The 20,281-nt window shown below is 51.9% G+C and carries 15 protein-coding genes; 6 read left to right on the forward strand and 9 right to left on the reverse strand.

Translation table 11 applies throughout. The features are described from left to right. Positions 1-113: 113 nt before the first annotated feature. Both H6F91_RS09770 and ebsA read right to left on the reverse strand, forming a co-directional pair. Entirely contained in the window at positions 114-1,196 is a 1,083-nt protein-coding gene (locus tag H6F91_RS09770; protein ID WP_190770640.1) for a DRTGG domain-containing protein, read from the reverse strand. A gap of 402 nt (positions 1,197-1,598) precedes the next feature. Further along, a complete protein-coding gene (ebsA, locus tag H6F91_RS09775) occupies positions 1,599-1,973 on the reverse strand; it encodes a type IV pilus biogenesis protein EbsA (protein ID WP_190770639.1) in 375 nt (124 codons plus the stop codon). A gap of 422 nt (positions 1,974-2,395) precedes the next feature. Here ebsA and H6F91_RS09780 point away from each other — a divergent pair, with 422 nt between their 5' ends. Further along, a complete protein-coding gene (locus tag H6F91_RS09780; RefSeq protein ID WP_190770638.1) occupies positions 2,396-3,622 on the forward strand; it encodes an aminoacetone oxidase family FAD-binding enzyme in 1,227 nt (408 codons plus the stop codon). A 206-nt stretch (positions 3,623-3,828) separates the two neighbouring features. Here the strand turns inward: H6F91_RS09780 and H6F91_RS09785 are convergent, their stop codons facing one another. Together H6F91_RS09785 and H6F91_RS09790 are read right to left on the reverse strand one after the other, a co-directional pair. Next, positions 3,829-3,993, reverse strand: a complete 165-nt coding sequence (locus H6F91_RS09785; protein ID WP_190770637.1) for a hypothetical protein — start codon at positions 3,991-3,993, stop codon at positions 3,829-3,831. A gap of 437 nt (positions 3,994-4,430) precedes the next feature. Then, positions 4,431-5,171 carry a peptidoglycan recognition family protein gene (locus H6F91_RS09790; RefSeq protein WP_190770679.1) on the reverse strand — a complete coding sequence of 247 codons (741 nt, stop codon included), beginning with the start codon at positions 5,169-5,171 and terminating at the stop codon, positions 4,431-4,433. 538 nt (positions 5,172-5,709) lie between these two features. On the opposite strand from H6F91_RS09790, the gene H6F91_RS09795 reads away from it, so the two are divergent. Continuing rightward, positions 5,710-6,693 (forward strand): alpha-ketoacid dehydrogenase subunit beta, encoded by a 984-nt coding sequence (locus H6F91_RS09795; RefSeq protein ID WP_190770636.1) that lies wholly within the window; start codon positions 5,710-5,712, stop codon positions 6,691-6,693. 104 nt (positions 6,694-6,797) lie between these two features. On the opposite strand, the gene lysS is transcribed toward H6F91_RS09795, so the two are convergent. Together lysS and H6F91_RS09805 are read right to left on the reverse strand one after the other, a co-directional pair. After that, entirely contained in the window at positions 6,798-8,312 is a 1,515-nt protein-coding gene (gene lysS, locus H6F91_RS09800; RefSeq protein ID WP_190770635.1) for a lysine--tRNA ligase, read from the reverse strand. 9 nt (positions 8,313-8,321) lie between these two features. Further along, positions 8,322-9,104, reverse strand: a complete 783-nt coding sequence (locus H6F91_RS09805) for an ABC transporter permease (protein WP_199307734.1) — start codon at positions 9,102-9,104, stop codon at positions 8,322-8,324. Between the two features lie 285 nt (positions 9,105-9,389). Between H6F91_RS09805 and H6F91_RS09810 the strand changes: the two genes are divergently transcribed. Then, on the forward strand, positions 9,390-9,914 hold the full coding sequence (locus tag H6F91_RS09810; RefSeq protein WP_347280024.1) for a DUF3172 domain-containing protein: 525 nt from the start codon (positions 9,390-9,392) through the stop codon (positions 9,912-9,914). A gap of 76 nt (positions 9,915-9,990) precedes the next feature. Here H6F91_RS09810 and H6F91_RS09815 read toward each other — a convergent pair whose 3' ends face one another. After that, the gene (locus H6F91_RS09815) at positions 9,991-10,995 is read right to left on the reverse strand and encodes a diguanylate cyclase (RefSeq protein ID WP_190770632.1); all 1,005 of its coding nucleotides are present in this window, start codon (positions 10,993-10,995) and stop codon (positions 9,991-9,993) included. A gap of 629 nt (positions 10,996-11,624) precedes the next feature. Here H6F91_RS09815 and alaS point away from each other — a divergent pair. Continuing rightward, entirely contained in the window at positions 11,625-14,276 is a 2,652-nt protein-coding gene (gene alaS / locus H6F91_RS09820) for an alanine--tRNA ligase (RefSeq protein WP_199307727.1), read from the forward strand. A gap of 91 nt (positions 14,277-14,367) precedes the next feature. Here the strand turns inward: alaS and H6F91_RS09825 are convergent, their stop codons facing one another. Then, on the reverse strand, positions 14,368-15,045 hold the full coding sequence (locus tag H6F91_RS09825; protein ID WP_190770631.1) for a hypothetical protein: 678 nt from the start codon (positions 15,043-15,045) through the stop codon (positions 14,368-14,370). Between the two features lie 450 nt (positions 15,046-15,495). Here H6F91_RS09825 and trmFO point away from each other — a divergent pair, with 450 nt between their 5' ends. Beyond that, positions 15,496-16,905, forward strand: a complete 1,410-nt coding sequence (trmFO, locus tag H6F91_RS09830) for an FADH(2)-oxidizing methylenetetrahydrofolate--tRNA-(uracil(54)-C(5))-methyltransferase TrmFO (RefSeq protein WP_347280022.1) — start codon at positions 15,496-15,498, stop codon at positions 16,903-16,905. Between the two features lie 341 nt (positions 16,906-17,246). Next, entirely contained in the window at positions 17,247-19,070 is a 1,824-nt protein-coding gene (locus tag H6F91_RS09835) for a mechanosensitive ion channel family protein (protein ID WP_190770630.1), read from the forward strand. Positions 19,071-19,192: 122 nt separating this feature from the next. Here the strand turns inward: H6F91_RS09835 and H6F91_RS09840 are convergent, their stop codons facing one another. Continuing rightward, the gene (locus H6F91_RS09840) at positions 19,193-20,089 is read right to left on the reverse strand and encodes a pentapeptide repeat-containing protein (protein WP_190770629.1); all 897 of its coding nucleotides are present in this window, start codon (positions 20,087-20,089) and stop codon (positions 19,193-19,195) included. Positions 20,090-20,281 lie beyond the last annotated feature (192 nt).

The following is a 20,281-nucleotide window of genomic DNA, read 5'->3' on the forward strand; positions in this document are numbered from 1 at the left end:
TTTGACAGTTTGCAAAGCTCAATGAGCTTTGCAAACTGTGCAGATACGAGAAGAGCGTTGGGAGATGATCCCAACGCTCTTTTTCAATAAATGGGCTGGAGGTGTCAGTCTTTCTAGCCTGCTTTAGCGGGTGCCCTCACTCCTATCAGGTTGAGCAAACGATCGCAGTCAAAATACTTCGTCATCATCTGCTGGATGTGAGCGACTTTTACTGGCTCATGCAACCGCACCTGTCCAAACGCTCGGTCGACTACTTCCACCGTAGAGAGGGTATCCAGGTCGACGGAGAGAATGGGCACTTCCAATTCTTCGGCGCGGCTCACGATGTCCTGGGTAGGAGGAATTTGGCCCGTCAGGATGAGGCAGTGCGTTGAGGTTTCCAGGGCGGCTAGCTGTAAGTCAGTGCGATCGCCCCCCGTTACCACGGCCATATTGCGAGCCTTGCGGAAATACTTGAGGGCTGAGTTGACATTCATCGCCCCAATTTTCAAGCTTTCCACGAGCAAATCCATTCGTTCGGGACAACACAGGACTTCTGCCTTAAGCTGATGCACCAACTGCGCTACACTAACGCTGCGCAACAGGGCACTGCTGGGTAGGATAGCCAGAACTGGAATACCATAACCTTCCAGGAAGGGACGGATGCTGGTTTCTACGAAGTCTCGCTCAGCCGTTGGGACATCGTTGATGAGAACACCGACTAGGCGATCGCCTAGTCGCTGCTGCGCTGCCAGAAGTGAATCAACGACCAGTTCCGAACGATAGCGGCAGACAAGCACAACATTGGCATCCAGCGCCTCGGCCATTTGTGGTACCGACAGATCGAAAAGCTGACCTTCATTCAGTGTTCCGGGGCCTTCCAGAAGAGCTAGATCAACCCCTGGAGCAAGAGGCTCATTCTGGAGTAGTTGACCGTAATTGGTGGTGTCTTCCTGGCGAATTCTCGGTTGGATGGTTTCGGGAGCGAGGTTCAGCAACGTTGGGGTCAGGCGATTGTCCGGGAGCTTCAGAGTCTGAGCGATGAACCGCACATCTTCGTCAACGCAGTCGTCGAGTTCGCTGGGACATGTTCCAACGGGTTTTCCGTAGCTAATGTCAAGCCCTCGCTTTTGTAGTCGATGAGCAATGCCCAAAACTACAGCAGATTTCCCGCTATACGCCTCTGAAGAACCAATGAGTAAATACTTTCCCGCCACGCTGTCCTACCCTTGCTGGTTTGCCTCCAGCCTGTGCATTGTGCAAGTCTGGATTTCACGTCATAGAGATTGTCGCGCACTCCAGCCATCCTAAATTGGTGGCTAGAATCCCGACACCTCTTGCTTCATCCCCTCCTGGGGAGCATCCGGTCATCCTATCATGGCTTGTTAGGCTCTCATAGAACCGACTTTTCGCCGTAACCATCCTTTTAAGTGAATGTTTGAAAACAAAAACGGATTGGTTTTTCAAACGCTCACTGAGTTAAGGATAACCAACTATTGCGATGTACAGTTTTGTTGTAGCGAAAGGAGTGCCTAGGGATGAATCCTATGCACTCCTTCTGCAACGAGACTGAACAACCCGTCAGTTGGGTGGAACCGGACTAGAAAACCCTGGAGAGTTTAATCATCGTAGCGCAATAGCTTGCGGTAGAAAATTTGGGAGAAGTCTGCTTTGCGAGTGGCTTTGAAGTTGAAAATGACATCAATCAGGTAGTCAACAAACTCAAAGTTAGCCATGGTGACTTCATAGCTTAATTCAGCATTTCCATCGAATTGCATGCGGCAGCGGGTCAAATCAGCTGGCAACGATGAAACTGTCCAGCTAGCCACAAACGGAATGCTCTCTCCACCTTCAATGCGCCGAGTTCCCTCCAGGCTGCCCCGTTGGTAAAGGCTGATTGCCAGAGGTAAGGCATTTTTCTTGCGCCCCTGGTAATAGGGGGCATAGACGTTAACATCCCGTGGGTTGGCTGGTTGTAGAACTTCGATGGTCATGCCCGTGTCGTCCTCTGGCTTGCACTCAAACTATATTTGGAATCGGACGGCCTAGCCGGAGAAATCCGATCCTACAAATTCCGGAAGCAATTGCTCTCGGGTACTCTGTGGATCAGTATGCCCTTAGTTTCTAGGTTTTATTCAAAAATTCCCCAACATTCATAGGACTTACGAGAGCCCACTATCTGTGGCGTAGTACGGATGGGTGTAGCGAATTCACTCCGCTACACGATAAATATCTGTCAGTTATAAGAATGCTAAGCGTTTCAGCCAGCTGACCCGTATTGTTTGGGCTTTGCATAGGCGTATGAGTCAGCTTGCTAAAACGGCTCCGATAGAATTCATGTCGAAACGTGAAGAAGCCAAAATTTAATTTTTGGGGATCTTGTAACGTTAAAAAATCCTGTCTATTGAGGGTAAACGTGCCAGTTGACCGCGTGATTGTTATTGGGGGAGGAGCAGCAGGGTTTTTTGGGGCGATCGCCGCCGCAGAAGCAAATCCTGAAAAATCTGTGTTGCTCCTAGAAGCAGGTCGGGAACCGTTGCAAAAAGTACGCATTTCCGGTGGAGGCCGGTGCAATGTGACGCATGCCTGCTTTGAACCAGCCCTGCTCGTGCAGAACTATCCCCGGGGTGGCAAAGCGCTTCGGGGTGCCCTGAGCCGGTTTCAGCCTCGGGATACGGTTACATGGTTTGCCAAGCGTGGAGTCAAGCTAAAAACCGAAGCAGATGGGCGGATGTTCCCGGTGACCGATGACTCCGCAACCATCGTAGATTGCCTCATGCAGAGTGCCCGAGATGCGGGTGTACGGCTGCAAAATCAAGCACCGATTGTAGATATCAAGCCCTTAAATCCAGGATTTGAAATCCAACTTAAATCGGGGGAAACCTGGCAGGGCGATCGCCTCCTCCTGGCTACAGGCAGTAATCCTCAAGGGTTACGCCTGGCTCAGAAGCTTGGCCACACCATTGAGCCTCCTGTCCCTTCGCTTTTTACCTTCAATATTGCTGATGGGGATTTACGAGAACTGGCTGGGGTGTCGGTTGCTAGCGCTAAGGTAAAGCTGTCTGTTGCTAGTCAGTCGCCTCTGGAACAGGTAGGACCCCTGCTTATTACCCATTGGGGGTTGAGTGGTCCTGCCATTCTGAAATTGTCAGCTTGGGGAGCCCGGTTGTTACATGATTCTCACTACCGTGCCAGCTTACAGGTGAACTGGTTGGCGGGGCGATCGCCTGAGCAAATTCGTCAATGGTTGGCGGAAACGCGACAGGAGAATGTGCGGCGGGCGATCGCCACTATTCATCCTCCAGAACTGTCCCGCCGTCTCTGGCGCTATCTAATTCAGAGAGCCAATATTTCTGAAGACCAGCGTTGGGCCGAGCTCTCTAAGGTTCAAACACATGCATTAGTCCAAGCCCTAAGCGCGTGTATGTACACGGTGCAGGGTAAGGGAGCGTTTAAAGACGAATTTGTCACCTGTGGTGGAGTGCGTCTCTCTGAGGTTAACTTCAAAACCATGGAGAGCCGTCTTTGCCCTGGCTTACACTTTGCAGGGGAAATTTTAGATATTGATGGTGTCACGGGAGGCTTCAACTTCCAAAGTGCCTGGACAACAGGGTGGTTAGCGGGTCAGGCTATGAGCCAGTAACGCTGTGTGTTGTAGTGAAGCAAAGTAGTGTGCAGTTGTACATCTAAGATTTTCTAATCCAGTGAGGTACAAAAGTACCTCACTGGATTAGAGCCGTTTTGTACTGAGTGAGAAGCTTTTTAGAAGGTTGGGTATTCGCGCGTTGCTAACGCGAATACCTAACTTTTCAAATGCCAGTTTGATGATGTAGATAGTGCATTGCAGAATTAGTCATTTCGAATTTTGACGCCCTGTGTCAGTAGTTTTGCAAGGTATTCAGCAACTAATTGTTCATCCGTTTTCTTTTCTTTCTTCTTTTCTGGGTTGGTGTACATACCCAGCACAAAGGAAAGCGAAATGACCAAGAGAAATAGCAGGTCAATTCCAGTCATACGTTATGGTTGAGGATAGTTTGATAGATTGCGACCCGTACCGCACCCATTAACAAAGGGAAACACAACCGAATCAATTGATTACTGAAAGAAATAGAAGTAACTTGCTCTGGAGAGAATTTTCAGGTTTTTCTTTAGAGCAGGAACACTGATAAATCTCTAACAAGCAGATTTTGGAAGTCTATCACTTTCTATCGGTAGAATCCACCTATATGGTACTTCTTTCCATGTATCTATTGTTGCATGCTATACCAAGCCTCAAAGCCCTCTATTTGAATTGCTTAGTCTCTCAAAGTGCACCTTCTGGGGATTGCGAGGCCGCTATAGGAGGAGGGTACGGGCTCAGTACTCAGTTTTTTGATAACTTAATAGGTGTTGACGATATAGCGCTGTACTTAACGCATTTGCAGTTATATAGCTTCTCAAGCGAAATAGGCTTATCCTACAAATTCACTCCAAATTTGAATGAATTCTGGAAAGTTAAAGCTTCGGGGGTCACGGCGGTTGCCTGAGCGATCAACTGCACGATGGGTCGTAATCCGCTCCTGAGGCACTCCAGTGCGGGCTGTGAGCCAGGCCAAGGACTCGTATTGAGCTCGGGTATAACCGCTATGACCCGATTGATTGCCACGGCCATCCGATGGAGTTTCTAAGGAAATGTGATACGCGAAGTTATTAACGGATGGGGGGAAAGCGGCATTGGTAATGACGGCTTCAGGGCCGTAGGGGCCATCAAAAACTGAATTTCCGGCTCCGAAAGCCCGGTACTCTGGCGGCACAATGTACACAACTGTCCCATCTTGGCGAATTAAGGCGTGATAGCTTCGCTGGTCGTTGTCTCGTACATGATAGGTCTGGAATGTATTAATAGCGCTTTGGGCAGACCCGACGGTCTCGTGTATCACAACGATGAGTTCGTTGTAGACGGGATTGCCGTAAGCATCCACCAGAAACCGTTGTCCGTAGTTGCTGGGATCTGCTGGGGCCACTTCTTCAGGCGGTGTGAAGTTGGTGGCTAGAGCATGTAGCGTTGGTGCTGGAGATGTTGTAGCCGTTATGGCTGCAGTAGCGACAGGGTTTTTGTGAGGGTGGATGCCTGTCTGTAGATGCGGCTCGGGTTGGGAAGTGCCTGTAGGGACAACAAATCCGATCGCCCCAACGCTACCTAAAACTAACATTAGAGAGCAAATCAATGCTGTTAGGAAAAACCATCGAAAAATCACAGACTGATTCCAGGAACGAGCGAATCCGGCTGTAATACGAGGAGTCCATGGCAGTCTCTTGGGTGGTGATTTTCTCTGGCCCACCGTAACTCTCCTTTAATGAAAGTGGCTCACTTTGCCTGATTATGTCTAAAACTATCGGCCATTGCCCAGCATTTGCCACGATGGCCAGCTCTAAACGGTAGGCTGGGTGCGTGCTCTATGGAGTGCATCCAATCTATTGTTCTACAGGCATTTAGGAGATTTCCAGGAATAAAATGGCTTCCGTCGTGTGGAGAATTTCTTGACGAAGCAGGGAATTTTCTACACGACAGGTAAGGTCTTATGCAGAAATCTCCTTAGGCTTTGAGCGATCGCCCCTTTCCCATGACGATCGGCTCGTTAAAGCAAGCTCATGAAGGGTGCTTAAAAAGAACTGAGGCTTTTTCGGAAAGAGGCACAGTAAACAGATAAGATTTTAGATTGAACTGAATTTATCGATCAACCAATCCAGATGGCAGAAACCCTCCTGTACAACGCGCTAAAAGAGGCCATCGATGAGGAGATGGCCCGAGACCCCAATGTATTTGTGCTGGGGGAAGACGTAGGCCACTACGGCGGCTCCTATAAAGTCACAAAAGATCTCTATAAGAAATATGGAGACCTACGGGTTCTCGACACTCCCATTGCGGAAAACAGCTTTACGGGTATGGCTGTTGGAGCAGCTATGACCGGGCTCCGTCCCATCATCGAAGGGATGAACATGGGGTTTCTGCTGCTGGCATTCAACCAAATTGCCAATAACGCAGGGATGTTGCGTTATACCTCAGGCGGCAACTTCAAGATTCCTCTCGTGATTCGTGGCCCTGGCGGTGTAGGCCGTCAATTGGGTGCTGAACACTCTCAGCGTCTAGAAGCTTATTTTCAGGGCGTACCAGGTCTGAGAATGGTGGCCTGCTCCACGCCCTACAATGCGAAGGGGTTGCTCAAGGCTGCGATTCGTGACGACAACCCAGTGCTGTTCTTCGAGCATGTGTTGCTTTACAACCTGAAGCAAGATCTACCTACAGAAGAGTATGTGCTGCCTCTCGATAAAGCTGAGGTGGTACGAGAAGGGAAGGATGTGACTATTCTGACCTATTCTCGGATGCGGCACCATGTCACTCAAGCAGTCAAAACTCTTGAAAAAGAAGGGTTTGACCCTGAAGTGATTGACCTGATTTCCTTGAAGCCTATTGATTACACCACAGTAGGAGCTTCTATCCGCAAGACCCACCGCGTGATCATTGTGGAAGAGTGTATGAAGTCTGGTGGGATCGGGGCTGAGTTAAGTGCCTCTATCATGGATCGCTTCTTTGATGAGTTGGATGCTCCGGTTGTGCGGTTAGCCTCCCAGGATATTCCAACCCCTTACAACGGTATTCTGGAAAACCTGACTATCGTGCAGCCGCAACAAATTGTTGAAGCGGTACAGAAAATTATGGCTAACCAGATTTAAATCTGTTGGCCCGACCACGGCTTCTTCAAGAAGTTGTAAATCTGATACAAATAGCCCCCAGTTCTTAAAGGTAACTGGGGGCTGTTTTGATCCTCGGATTCTGCTCAGGTCTCGTCTGAGTCTTTCTCGGGTTTCAGTAGGGGGAAGGCGATCACATCACGGATGCTGGCAGAATCCGTCAGCAGCATGGCCAGGCGATCGATGCCCATGCCCATGCCTACTGTAGGTGGCATTCCGTATTCCAGGGCCAGCAGGAAGTCCTCATCGACTCCCTGGGCTTCCAGATCGCCCGCGGCTTTACGGGCAGCCTGGGCTTCAAAGCGATCGCGCTGATCAATCGGATCGGTCAACTCCGAGAATCCGTTAGCCGTTTCACGACCGACAATGAACAGCTCAAATCGTTCGACCAAACCCGGCTTGCTGCGGTGAGGTTTCGCCAGAGGAGAAATTTCAACAGGATAGTCGGTTACAAAGGTCGGTTGAATCAAATTAGGTTCAACAGTTTGCTCGAATGCCTCATTCAGTACGCGACCGATCGCATCACACTTGTCGACATCCTTAATGCCGGCTTTCTTCGCAGCGGCTTTAGCATCGTCCAGGTTTTGGAACTGGGCAAAGTTAATGCCAGTGCTTTCCTGCACCAGTTCATGCATCGTCGCCCGTCGCCAGGGTAGGGTTAAGTCTACCGCCTGCCCCTGATAGGAGATTTGGAGGGTGCCGACGATTTCTTGAGCGACCGTCGCAATCAGGTTTTCGGTCATCTCCATCATGTCGTGGTAGTCACCGAACGCTTGATAAACCTCGATGGAGGTGAACTCCGGGTTATGCCGGGTTGAGACACCTTCATTCCGAAAAATACGACCGATCTCGAACACGCGCTCAAATCCACCCACCACGAGTCGCTTCAAGTGCAACTCTGTGGCGATGCGGAGGTATAACTCCATTTCGAGAGTGTTGTGGTAAGTGATGAAAGGCCGGGCATCGGCTCCACCAGCCTCTGATTGCAGAACCGGGGTTTCAATTTCCAGAAAGTCCTGATCTGTCAGGAAGCGGCGGATAGCGGTAGTGATTTGGGCACGTCGCCGGAAGGTCTCACGCACTTCAGGGTTAACGATGAGATCGACGTACCGCTGGCGGTAGCGCTTCTCAACGTCCGTGAGGCCATGCCACTTGTCGGGTAGGGGTTGCAGCGATTTAGTCAGCAGGCTATAGCGCTGTACAAAGACGGAGAGTTCGCCCTTTTCGGTACGGCGTAAAGTCCCCTTGACGCCCAGGAAGTCTCCGGCGTCGGTCAGTTGCTTCAGGTGTTCAAAGGCATCGGAGTCCGTATCGGCCATGCCTTCCTGAATGGCTTTTTTATCCAGATAAAGCTGGATAGTGCCGCTTTCGTCTTGCAGGGTGAAGAAGGCGAGTTTGCCGAAGACGCGCCGATTAAGGATGCGCCCAGCAATGGAAACGGTGTCTTGAACCTCTTCCCCGTTACCCAGATCCGCGTATTTTTCTTGCAATGGGGCAGCCTGGTGGGTAACCTCCCACTTATAGGCATAGGGATTGAAGCCCAGTTCTCTGAGCTTTTCGGCTTTGGCGAGGCGGGCGGCACGGAGATCGTCGGAAGACATTAGAAGTAGTTAATCTTTTTGATGGGAAAACTGGTAGGCACCGACCGCGGAAAGGGCGATCGCCGCCAACATCAGCACTGGAATACTGTACCAGGGAAAGCGGGACAACGGCAGATACGCCGCTGCTCGGAGGCTGATGCTGGTGTAAGTCAGGGGCAGCAGATAGACAACCGTTTTGAGAACCGCAGGCAAGGTGGCCGGATCGAAAAAAGTTGCCCCCAAAAATGACATGGGCACGATCAAGAAGTTGTTGAGCAATCCAACCCCTTCCAGGGATTTAACATTCAATCCGACGATGACGCCTAACCCTGCAAATACAGCACAGTTCAGAACGAGCATCAGTAGAAATAGAGGGCTCAGGAAATGCCAGTTGCCCGTGACGACGAGGGCGATCGCAATCACAGAACCCGAGGTCAGCAGCCCCCGCAGCACTCCTGCTAGCATCTTGCCCAAAAATAGAGCAAGGGGATGTACGGGTAACAGCAGAACTTCCTCAAAGGTTTTACTGTAGAGTCGCTCACCGCAGATAGAGAAAGTTGTACCGCCGAAGCTGATGGTCATGGATGAGAGAGCTACCATCCCCGGCAGAATGAACTCCAGATAGTTGTCTCCGGCAGGGGGCTGAACAGCTTGATCCAATGCACTTCCCAGCCCTAACCCGAAGGCGAGGATATAAATCAGGGGAGAGATTAAACCTGACGCGATGACCTGGGTAATGCGTACACGCAAGTCAAGCCAATCGCCCCAAAAAACGGTCAGGCTGTCCCGAAAAATGCCAGGAATGAGCGCCAGGGGCGAGGGTTGAGTAGCAGGAAAGGAGGTTTGGGCGGCCACGGTGTCAGGTTTTGATTACGGACTAGATGTTATTTAATGTAAACAATTTTGACGTCGATGATAAGGTGCCCCCAAGCTGCCCTCTCCCCGGATGCCCCGATCGATCGCTATACTGGACTTTAAAGTGGCTGCGGATCTTCGTAGCGCTCTACCCCTGCAAACCGTTAGTGGTTGCTTTACAAAACTGCCATGAGACGACGCCCACCTTCCCCTCCGCCTCGATCCTCTTCCCAACGACCGTCTATGGACAAGCCACCCAACAAATCTCCGCTGACCTCTGCATTTAACTATGCCAGCGTGGCTGTCATGGCGGCCATTTTTATTCTCGGGATCGGTATGGGCATCGCCTTTAGTTCGACAGCGAACTTTGGCCCCGAAAATATTGCCTCCCGTGAAGCGATCGACCGTAGTGCACCCAACCCAGAAATTTGTGCCCAGTATGGCGCCAGTGCTATCACGATGAATATGCGGGCTTTTGTCACCTTAAACCCGTTTAACGTCTATATTTCTCAGCCTTCAATGGAACCCGGATGTGTGTTGCGAAGCACCAACTGGTCAATTTTGGAGAAGCAGAATTTAGTAACCAATGATGATGTAAGGGATTGCCGTCAGCGGCTGAATACCTTTGGCTTCACAGGCGAGCTGAATCGGCCTAACGAGAAGCCCAAGATTGATTGTGTCTATCAAAATGATGCAGCCAAGAATCTCTTCTTGAATCAGCCCGGGTTTGGTACGACGACCACTCCCCCTGCAGCCGAGCGCTTCTAACGGCTCATTCGAAACTCAACAAAAAGCAGTGGGAGATGCTAACAGCATCTCCCACTGCTTTTTGTTCTTCAAAGGCTTACTTCCCTGTAGGAGGGTCACTCAGGACAACCTGATTCCGGCCTCGGGCTTTGGCTCGGAGGAGGTTTTGGTCGGCTCGGTGGAGCAGGCTAACGCCACGGTTGTCGTCAGTGCTTTGAAGGGATGACACCCCGGCACTAATAGTAATGGTTAGTTCTAAGCTATCGCTGATACTGAAGGGTTGGCTGCTGATCAGATCACAGATGCGGGTTGCGATCGCCCCCACCTCATCGGCTCCTGTATCACTCAGTAGAATAACGAACTCTTCACCTCCGTACCGGAAGGGGGTGTCGTAGAAGCGCAAATTATGGCGTAGTCGGGCAGATACCAGTTTTAGGGCGCGATCGCCCACTACGTGCCCATAGGTATCATTAATTCGTTTGAAATAATCAATATCTAGCATCAACAGGCTGATCGGCACCTCACGATCGCGGCTGTTTTGGATCTGACGGGGTAGTTCCCATTCGAAGGCACGACGATTATTCAACTCGGTGAGGGGATCAACGAGGGCGATCGCCGACAGCAAATCGTTAGTACGCATCAAATCTCGATGGTTTTGTACCCGCTGTTGGCCGGCGTGAAGCTGTGCGTAAAGCCGTTGCAGGACAAGAGGATCGCATCTTTCTAGGGCAAGCGATTCAGGTTGCAAGGGAATGGGTAGATTCAACAGGGCATCTGCTCCCATCTGCAACGCCTGAATCTCAGCCTGGAGTAACAAGGTCGGATCTGAAAGCTGCATATGACCAAGCGTTGGGGCTGTTTGAATCACAATGCAGTAAATCCAGGCAAGCTGGCTTTGAGATTTAATTTGTTGGCACAGGTCAAGGACACCCAGTTCACTGGCCTGAAGCAGTAATAAGTCGGGCTGTTGGGCCTGCACGAGTGACATCGCTTCACGAGGATGAGACGCCACTTGAATTGCAAAGATCGATAACTTCTCTACCAAGCTTGAAAAGGTATCGACAAAGTCATCGCTACCAACGATTAAGATTGAAGCATCCATTGGTCTGGGAGGCACACTCCAGGCAGTATGTCAAGGATTCCGTACAGTTAAATCCAGATGTGGGGGTACATAAGGCAAGCGGTGGCAACCGAGACGCTTCGTTAGCGTATGGACTGTAGGAGTTAGAACCAGGCAAGTAATAATGGGAAATCAGTAGACCCTTGAGATACCAAACCGGGGCCATGAAAACCCAGTCGTGCTATGGGGCAAAGGCCGCGGATATCCATGGCTACAAATTGTTAGGAAAATATTACGGAACGGTTGCGGATCTCAGATACATACCCTGTAGACAGCAATTATTGCCCGAGAACTCCATACGCTTCACAAGCAGGTAAAAGCGTCTCCTCAAAGGGCTAACTGAATGTTCACTCCAGTCGGCCTATCTAGAGTTAGACGTGAGGATTGCTCGTTCGTACGGCATCATGGAAGGAGAAGATTAGGGATATATTTTCAGTCTAAAGATGACCCTGAGATGTCTGCCGTAAATTCCCATATTACGTTAATGCCATAGGGGTTTTATACCCTTGCAGGAATTCTTAGAGCTTTTTCTTTAGTGAAAAACTCCATCTGAACCCATTGTCGACCCAGATCCTTCTTAGCCTGACCTATTGATACGACCAGGAAAACCCATGTCTACTGCCCTGCCCACTACCAACATCCCAATGCTGACTGGCTCTGAAATTCGCCAAACCTTCTTGAATTTCTACGCTGAGCGGGGGCATCAGATTCTGCCTAGTGCTTCCCTGGTGCCCGAAGATCCCACGGTGCTGCTGACCATTGCGGGGATGTTGCCGTTTAAGCCGATTTTCCTGGGGCAGCGTACCTCCGAGTTCCCCCGAGCCACCACATCTCAGAAGTGCATTCGTACCAACGATATTGAGAATGTGGGGCGTACGGCGCGGCACCACACCTTCTTTGAGATGCTAGGTAATTTCAGCTTTGGGGATTATTTCAAGGAGAAAGCGATCGCCTGGGCCTGGGAACTCTCCACCGACGTGTTCAAGCTTCCGGCTGATCGATTAGTGGTGAGCGTATTTGAAGACGATGACGAAGCCTTTGCTATCTGGCGCGATCAGGTTGGCGTACCTCCGCATCGCATCATTCGCATGGGAGCTGACGATAACTTCTGGGTTTCTGGCCCCACCGGCCCTTGCGGCCCCTGCTCTGAGATCTACTATGATTTCCATCCTGAGCGGGGCGATGACCACATTGATCTGGAAGACGATACTCGCTTCATCGAGTTCTATAACCTGGTGTTCATGCAGTTCAACCGGGATGCTGCCGGGGCTCTGACTCCCCTGGCTGCGAAGAACATTGATACGGGGCTGGGTCTGGAGCGAATGGCCCAAATTCTCCAGCGCAAGCCCAATAACTACGAAACGGATCTGATCTTCCCCATTGTTGAGAAGGCAGCGGAGATCGCAGGGCTGCAATATGCGGCGTGTGATGAAACGGCCAAGGTATCCCTCAAGGTGATTGGCGATCATGTGCGCTCGGTCGTTCAGATGATTGCTGATGGCATTACCGCTTCAAACCTGGGACGGGGCTATATTCTGCGGCGCTTGATTCGGCGGGTGGTGCGCCATGGGCGTTTGCTTGGTATTGAGCAGCCCTTTATTACTCAAGTGGCGGAGGTGGCGATCGCCCTGAGCGAAGCGCCTTACCCCAATGTGCGCCAGCGAGAAAAAGCTATCCTGAGCGAACTGCAATTAGAAGAAGCTCGTTTCCTGGAAACGCTGGATCGGGGCGAGAAGCTATTGGCGGATATTTTGTCTCAGGTTCCGCAAGGTGGGCAGGTGTCGGGCCGTGATGCCTTCGTTCTATACGACACCTACGGCTTCCCCTTAGAGCTGACCCAGGAGATTGCCGAAGAACAGGGCCGCACTGTCGATGTCGAAGGGTTTGAAGCCGCCATGGAGGAGCAGCGCGATCGCTCCCGTGAAGCCCACGAAACCATTGACTTGACGGTGCAAGGTTCCCTCGACAAGCTGGCCGAGAACCTGCACGAAACCCAGTTTTTAGGTTACACCGAGGTCAACAGTCCTGCCGAGGTTAAATTGCTGCTGGTCGGAGGCCAACCGACTGAGGTCGCCGAGGCTGGAACCAGCGTTCAGGTGGTGCTGGATCGCACTCCCTTTTATGCGGAGTCTGGAGGACAGATTGGCGATCGCGGCTACCTCTCAGGCGACCAGATTGTGGTGCGGGTTGAAGATGTGAAGAAGGATGGGGCGATCTTCGTTCACTTTGGCCGCGTTGAGCGGGGGACGCTGAAGACAGGCGATCGCCTCACGGCTCAGATTGACCTGGCCTGCCGCCGTCGGGCTCAGGCTAACCATACGGCAACTCATCTGCTCCAGGCCGCTCTGAAGAAGCTAGTTGACGAGAATATCGGGCAGCAAGGCTCTCTGGTTGCCTTCGACCGTCTGCGCTTTGACTTCAACTTCAACCGTGCCCTCACCCTGGAGGAAATTGAACAGATTGAGGAACAGGTGAATGCCTGGATCGCAGAATCCCATGGGGCGCACGTGACTGTGATGCCGTTGACGGAGGCGAAAGCCAAGGGCGCGACCGCCATGTTTGGTGAGAAGTATGGGGATGAGGTGCGCGTCATTGACTTCCCAGGTGTCTCTATGGAGTTGTGCGGGGGAACCCACGTCCACAACACCGCTGAAATCGGTCTGTTCAAGATTATTTCCGAAACGGGTGTGGCGGCTGGAATTCGCCGGATCGAGGCGGTTGCAGGTCCCGCAGTGCTGGAGTATCTGAACGTGCGCGATAAGGTGGTGCGAGAGTTGAGCGATCGCTTCAAAGCGAAGCCCGAGGAACTCACTGATCGGGTCACGGCCATTCAGGAGGAACTGAAGGCGACCCAGAAACAACTGGATGCGGCGAAGGCTGAACTGGCTCTAGCAAAATCTGACCAACTCCTCGATCAGGCAGAAACCGTCGGCTCCTTTAAGGTGCTGGTGGCAGAAATGCCCGGTGCTGATGCTGACTCCCTCAAGACCGCTGCGGAGCGTTTGCTGCAAAAGCTGGGTGAAGGGGCAGTATTCTTGGGAGCTTCCCCTGAAGCGGAAAAGGTGAACTTGATTGCAGCTTTCAGCCCTGGGGTGAACCAGAAAGGGGTACAGGCTGGTAAGTTCATTGGGGCGATCGCCAAGCTCTGCGGTGGCGGCGGCGGTGGCCGTCCTAATTTTGCCCAGGCCGGTGGGCGCGATGCCTCTAAGCTGCCTGAGGCTTTAGCCGAAGCTAAGCGCCAGCTGACAGAGCAGTTGGGTTAATTTCAGACAAGAACGAGGGTAAACACACGATAAAAAGTGGTGTAGCACAAAGCGCTGCACCACTTTTTATCGTCAGCACAACGACACGATATTAGTAAGCCTGGTCATCTGCCCAAGTGCGAAATGCTCGATAGGCCTCATTTTGAGTGGGATAGGTGTCCGTCCTACGAATTGCTGTGCAGTCATTTTGTGGCCAGTATACAAGGTAGAAGTCGTTACTCCGATCCTCCTGGATAATGTCATAGCCCCAACGAGAGCTAATTGAGCCACTGGCAACTTCGCGATCGCCCTCAGAAATTGTGTAGCACTCCGCTGCAGACTCCTGTGCTACCGCTGCTCGGGTTGTTGAGTTTGCTGTTGCCATATAACCCGGTGAAGCATTGGACTGAGAGAGACTTTGAGCTGCTCGGTCCCAGTTCAACTCAGAATTGGAAGTTGCGGCGACCTCAGGGGTATTTGCTACAGCTAATAGGGTTTGGCACTGGGTATGTCCCGATCGATCAAAGACAGTTTGAGCAGCGCGGTAGGCTTCAAATTGACGGCGCAACTGTAGATAGGATTGGCGATCGCTCGACGACACGCTATCCTGCCCTATGATCTGACTTGTGAGCCGAATTGCCGTCGTCCAATCATTCAAACAAACAGAAGTTTGTAGGGCAGTAGTCAAATCGGATAGCGATAGATTTTGGGCCGAAACCCTAACAAAATTGCCCGGTAGCAATCCACAGACAACGGAGAGCCCCAGGGCCAGGGAAAAATGCTTCAACATGGTTTTGAGAGACACCCAAACAGTTCTGGCTTAGTGATGACGTGCAGCGCTGCTCAGCACAGGACAAAAATTCAAACCTTGCTAAAAACTGGATTTTTTTGTTGCGGCGGCTTCACCGCAACGAAAAATAGGTTTTAGAGATTTTGTTTTGTACTGAGACAGAGCACACATAATCACCTTGCTCAATTTATCGGGGAGAGAATTGAGAAAACACGGTTAGAAATACGGATTGGAAGGGTTAGAGAAAACCACATTCAGTAGTTATTCTGATCGGGCGATCGTCGCAATGATGTGAGGGGGATAGGGGCTAAGCACTCATCCGACCCTGTTGATCTAGAGCCGTGGCCAGGTTCGTTAGAGCGATTACAAGCAATGCCTGTAATCGCTCTAACGAACCTGGCCATAGCCATAGGAGCTGAGCGTAAACCGTTATGCTGGATAGGTTGAGCTATGGATGTAGGGGCGATCGCCCACCCAAACCCGATGGAACCGATTCATGTCATAGGTGGTGGACTGGCTGGAACCGAAGCGGCCTGGCAAATTGCGCGAGCAGGATTGCCGGTGGTGTTGCATGAAATGCGCCCTGAGCGGCAGTCTCCTGCTCACCACTCCGAGCACTTGGCCGAGTTAGTATGCAGCAACTCCTTTGGCGCGCAGGCCACAGATCGGGCCTCGGGGCTTCTGCATGAGGAGTTGCGGCGGCTCGGTTCCGTGGTGATTGCCAAGGCAGATGAGCATCAGGTGCCTGCCGGGGGTGCGCTGGCAGTCGATCGGGCCGTCTTTAGTGAAGATTTGACCACAACCCTGGCTCAGCATCCCTTGATCGAATTGCGACGGGGCGAGGTGACTCAGATTCCAACAGAGGGAGTGGTGGTCTTGACGACGGGTCCACTCACGAGCGAAGCTCTGTCAGCAGATTTACAGCGGCTCACTGGGCAGAATTACTTGAGCTTTTTTGATGCAGCCAGCCCAATTGTCGTGGGGGAGAGCATCAATCAAGACATTGCCTTCATGGCGTCTCGCTACGACCGCGGTGAAGCGGCTTACCTCAACTGCCCCATGAACCGGGATCAGTATCTCCACTTCTGGCAGGAGCTATGTCAGGCAGAACAGGCAGAGCTGAAGGATTTTGAGCGAGAGACCGCCAAGTTTTTTGAGGGCTGCTTGCCGATTGAGGAGATGGCAAAGCGAGGCGAGGACACCATGCGCTATGGCCCTCTAAAACCCGTGGGTCTATTTGATGCCCGCTTTGGAGATTTCAAAGACCCGGCAAACCGGGACAAGAAGCCCTATGCAGTAGTGCAGCTGCGCCAGGAGGACAAAGCTGGTCAGCTGTGGAACATGGTGGGCTTTCAGACCAACTTGCGGTGGGGCGAACAGAAGCGCGTCTTCCAGCTGATTCCTGGTCTAGAGAATGCTGAGTTCGTGCGGATGGGGGTGATGCACCGCAACACCTTTATCAATTCACCAGAGTTGTTGAGTGCGGGTCTTCAGTTCCATCAGCGTCCAACGTTGCTAGCGGCGGGGCAATTGGTCGGAACTGAAGGATACACGGCGGCTGTCGCAGGAGGCTGGTTAGCTGGGACTAATGCCGCTCGTGTTGCCCTGGGGCGTGAGTTGCTAACTATGCCAGTTTCCACAATGATGGGAGCAATGTTTGACTTCATCAGCTCGGCTGAGCCAAAGCATTTTCAGCCGATGCCACCCAACTTTGGAATTCTTCCAACCCTGCCGACGAAGGTGCGGGATAAGCGAGAGCGGTATGGGCAATATCGCGATCGCTCCTTCCAAGATCTTTCTACCTGGGCCAATGCTCATGGTTTGGCATTGCGATTACCTGAGGTTGTGGCGATCGCTTAAGGGACTTGCTGTCAAATGAAATCTCGGAGAAGGGGGTGCAGGCTTTGCCCATAGCCCCCTTCTTCGGGATTTTTATTTTTTGCTAAGCCCTAATCGCATAGCGCTGAAAGAGACAGCCTTTAGACCTCCTGCGTAAATCGTTGCGCGGCTGCACCGCGCAATGATTCACGCTTTAGAAATCGATTCATGCAGGAGGTCTTTTATCTGGCAGCTAGGTAGGAACCTCTATAAAAACATCCCTTCGGCAGACCGCCCGTGGTAGGGATGCGATCCTATATGAGTAAGCAAACCTGGAGAAAATCCGGACAATAGGCTGTGGATGTCGTGCATCGAGATGCTTCATGTTGAGATTTCGACCGAAACGATTCCTTGGCCTACTCTTGTTGGGGCTGGTAATGACAGGCTTGATGGGGCTGACAGGACCGCTAGCTCAAGCTCAGGTACCGCTTCCCGCCCTATCGCCGTCACCCGCGCCGAGTGAGGTATTGGGACCACCGGACAATGTGCGCCGGGTAGGCAATGTTGAATTGGCCCCCGTCATCCTGGATGGGGAACGGTTATTTGACGTAGTCGCTCCTACAATCCTGGACCGGAATAATTTGGGGGGGCGAACCCCGGTAGAGGTGCGGGCTCAGCGCATTCGGGAGAACCTGGACTATATCCTATCGTTGAAAGAATTTTCTCTGCTCGACAACGAGATGGAGTATGGCACTCGCTTTGATCCAAAGACCCTTGCTGTTGGGGTAGCGCCTCTCAGTGGCCAAACGGTTGTGGCTGCGAGTGATGCTGACCATCCAGAGCCGCAAATCCTTCTGACGGTGACAGAGCAGGATGCCAACTATTACGGCCTCTCTCGTACGCAGTTGGCAGAGCGGTGGCGCGATCGCCTCCAAACCGCTCTCCTCGACGCCTTAAAATCGCGACAACCAGAAGCCATAGCCCGCTGGGTGTGGTTAGCCCTGATTATTGTGTTGGGTCTGCTGCTACTCAGCCTGCTGGGTTTTGTGGGGGTTAAGCGGCTCAATCATCGCCGTCAGGCTTTAAAAGAACGGCAATCTGCTGCTTCGTCTCCTGTGCCACCCCAGGCACCCACGGAAGGAGACCCCGATCCGGCATTCCTGCTAGATTTTCCTGAAACTCTGAAGCGCTACTTTGATTTGGATCAACGCTTGCGCTGGTTAGATCTGTTGCGCTGGTTGCTAATTTGGGCCGGAGTTTTGGCCTGGTTGGTGGGAATTGCCATCCTGGTGGAAGAGTTGCCGCTGATGCAGGTCACAGCCCTGGAGGTATTGCTGGCACCTCTGACCATTGTGCTGGTGTGGGGAGCTACCGGGTTAGTGAATCGGTTGGCAGACATTGGGATCAACCGTCTCATGGCGTTGTGGCGTATCCAGGGGGGTGGGGGAGATATGCAGCGGCGATCGCTCCGCATCACCACCATCACCAATGTACTGAAAGGGCTAAAAACATTTCTGGTCTACCTGCTGGCAGTATTGATTATTCTCGAAACCCTGGGCTTTAGTACCCAGTCGGTATTGGCATTTGGGGCGATTATAGGATTTGCTGTGTCCCTGGCTTCCCAAAACCTGATCCGTGATCTCGTGAACGGCTTTCTGATTCTGCTAGAAGACCAGTACGCGATTGGGGATGTGATTTCTGTGGATAATGCCGCTGGGTTGGTTGAGAACCTGAACCTGCGTACGACCCATCTTCGCAATGGAGAAGGGCGTTTGATTATTTTGCCCAACAGCTTGATCAACCGGGTCGAAAATCTAACTCGCTCCTGGGCTCGGGTCGATCACACGATTGAACTGGCTCTCAGCACAGATGTTAATAAAGGTTTGCAGGTGATCCGGGATGTGGCTCAGGGACTATATGACGACCCCAAATGGCAACCTTTATTGGTGGAGCCGCCGGAGGTCTTGGGTGTAGAAAATATTACGTCTACAGGCATCCTGATCCGCACCTGGATTAAGACTCAACCCTTGCAGCAATGGGCTGTAGGCCGAGAATTTCGGTTCCGCCTGAAATTGGCTTTGGATCAGGAGAATATCTATGTGGGTAATGTGCAACAACTGCTGTTGCACTCTGGACCCGAGGATCAGGAAGAGCTTGAGGGGGTGAATGGCGATCGCCCTCAACCCAGCTCAATATTTAAGCCTTAACCTCCACAACCTGAACTCAGCCATAATTTTGATGGGGCAGCCCATTGCGTTGCCCCATCAAAATCCATTTTTGCCTACGTTTCGCGCAAAAATGGGTAAGCAGATGCTCCCGAATTGACGTGTTAAATGGCCAAAATTTCTTCGATATCTGGCGATGCTTCGTCGGAGTCGGCTACAGGGGCAGCTTCGGCATAAACTACCTGGTCAAGACTTACGCCTTCCATCATCGTCCCTTCCAGGTTGGCATCCTGTAAGTTTGCACCTTCCACTTGAGCATTCTGAAGATTAGCACCGCTTAAGTTCGCACTGTTCAGATTGGCTCTGGTCAGGTTGGCTCGCTGTAATTTTGCTCCCAACAGGTCAGCCCCACTCAGGTCGGCCCCACTCAGATTAACTTCTCCTAAATCAGCGCGATTCAGCCGGATGCCGGCCAGATTCCCTCCTGAGAGATTTGCCTGAGACAGTTTGGCTCCTATCAATCGGGCATAGCTGAGATTGGCTCCACTCAGATTGGTGGCTCTCAGATTGGCCCGGCTCAAATCAGCCCGGTTCAAGTCAGCACCACTCAACGTTGCCTGGGTTAGAGTCACGGTGCTCAGGTCGGCTCCGCTCAGGTTGGCCTGAGTAAGATTGGCCTCTGTCAAATTAGCCTGGCCCAAGTCTGAGCGGTTCAGTACCGCCTGGGAGAGGTTCGCTCCTGTTAAATCGGCCTCTCGCAGATAGCAGCCCAGGAGATTGGCCCCTTGCAGATCTGCTCCACTGAGATTCGCAGCTCCTAGCTCGGCTCCACTTAAATCAGCCTGACAGAGAGTCGCGTGCTCAAGATTGGCTCGGCTAAGATTAGCCCCCGCTAGAATGGAATCCGAAAGATTAGCCCGACTGAGATTAGCATCCTGTAAATCATTCTGGATGAGATTAATCTGGCTGAGGTCGGGAATTACGCTAGGGTTGTCGTCCCGCCAGCGGTTCCAGTGGTTGATACTTTGCCGGAGTAAGGAGAGGTGCTCTGGATTTGCCATGGCGAACGCCTGTGAAAGATATGCGAGTCTATAGGAATATATCCAGCGGTATCATTCAATCGCCAGGACACAGCGTTGATGTAACCGTTATCTGACATTTCTCGCATCTTGTCTATGGTGGGTACGTTATTCTAGCTAGGAGCCCTGCCGGGGATACTTCATCGTCGGGATGCGATGCAGCGTTTGCCTCGT

It is taken from the genome of Leptolyngbya sp. FACHB-8 (assembly GCF_014695575.1).
In the GTDB taxonomy this organism is placed as follows: Bacteria; Cyanobacteriota; Cyanobacteriia; order Elainellales; family Elainellaceae; genus Vacuolonema.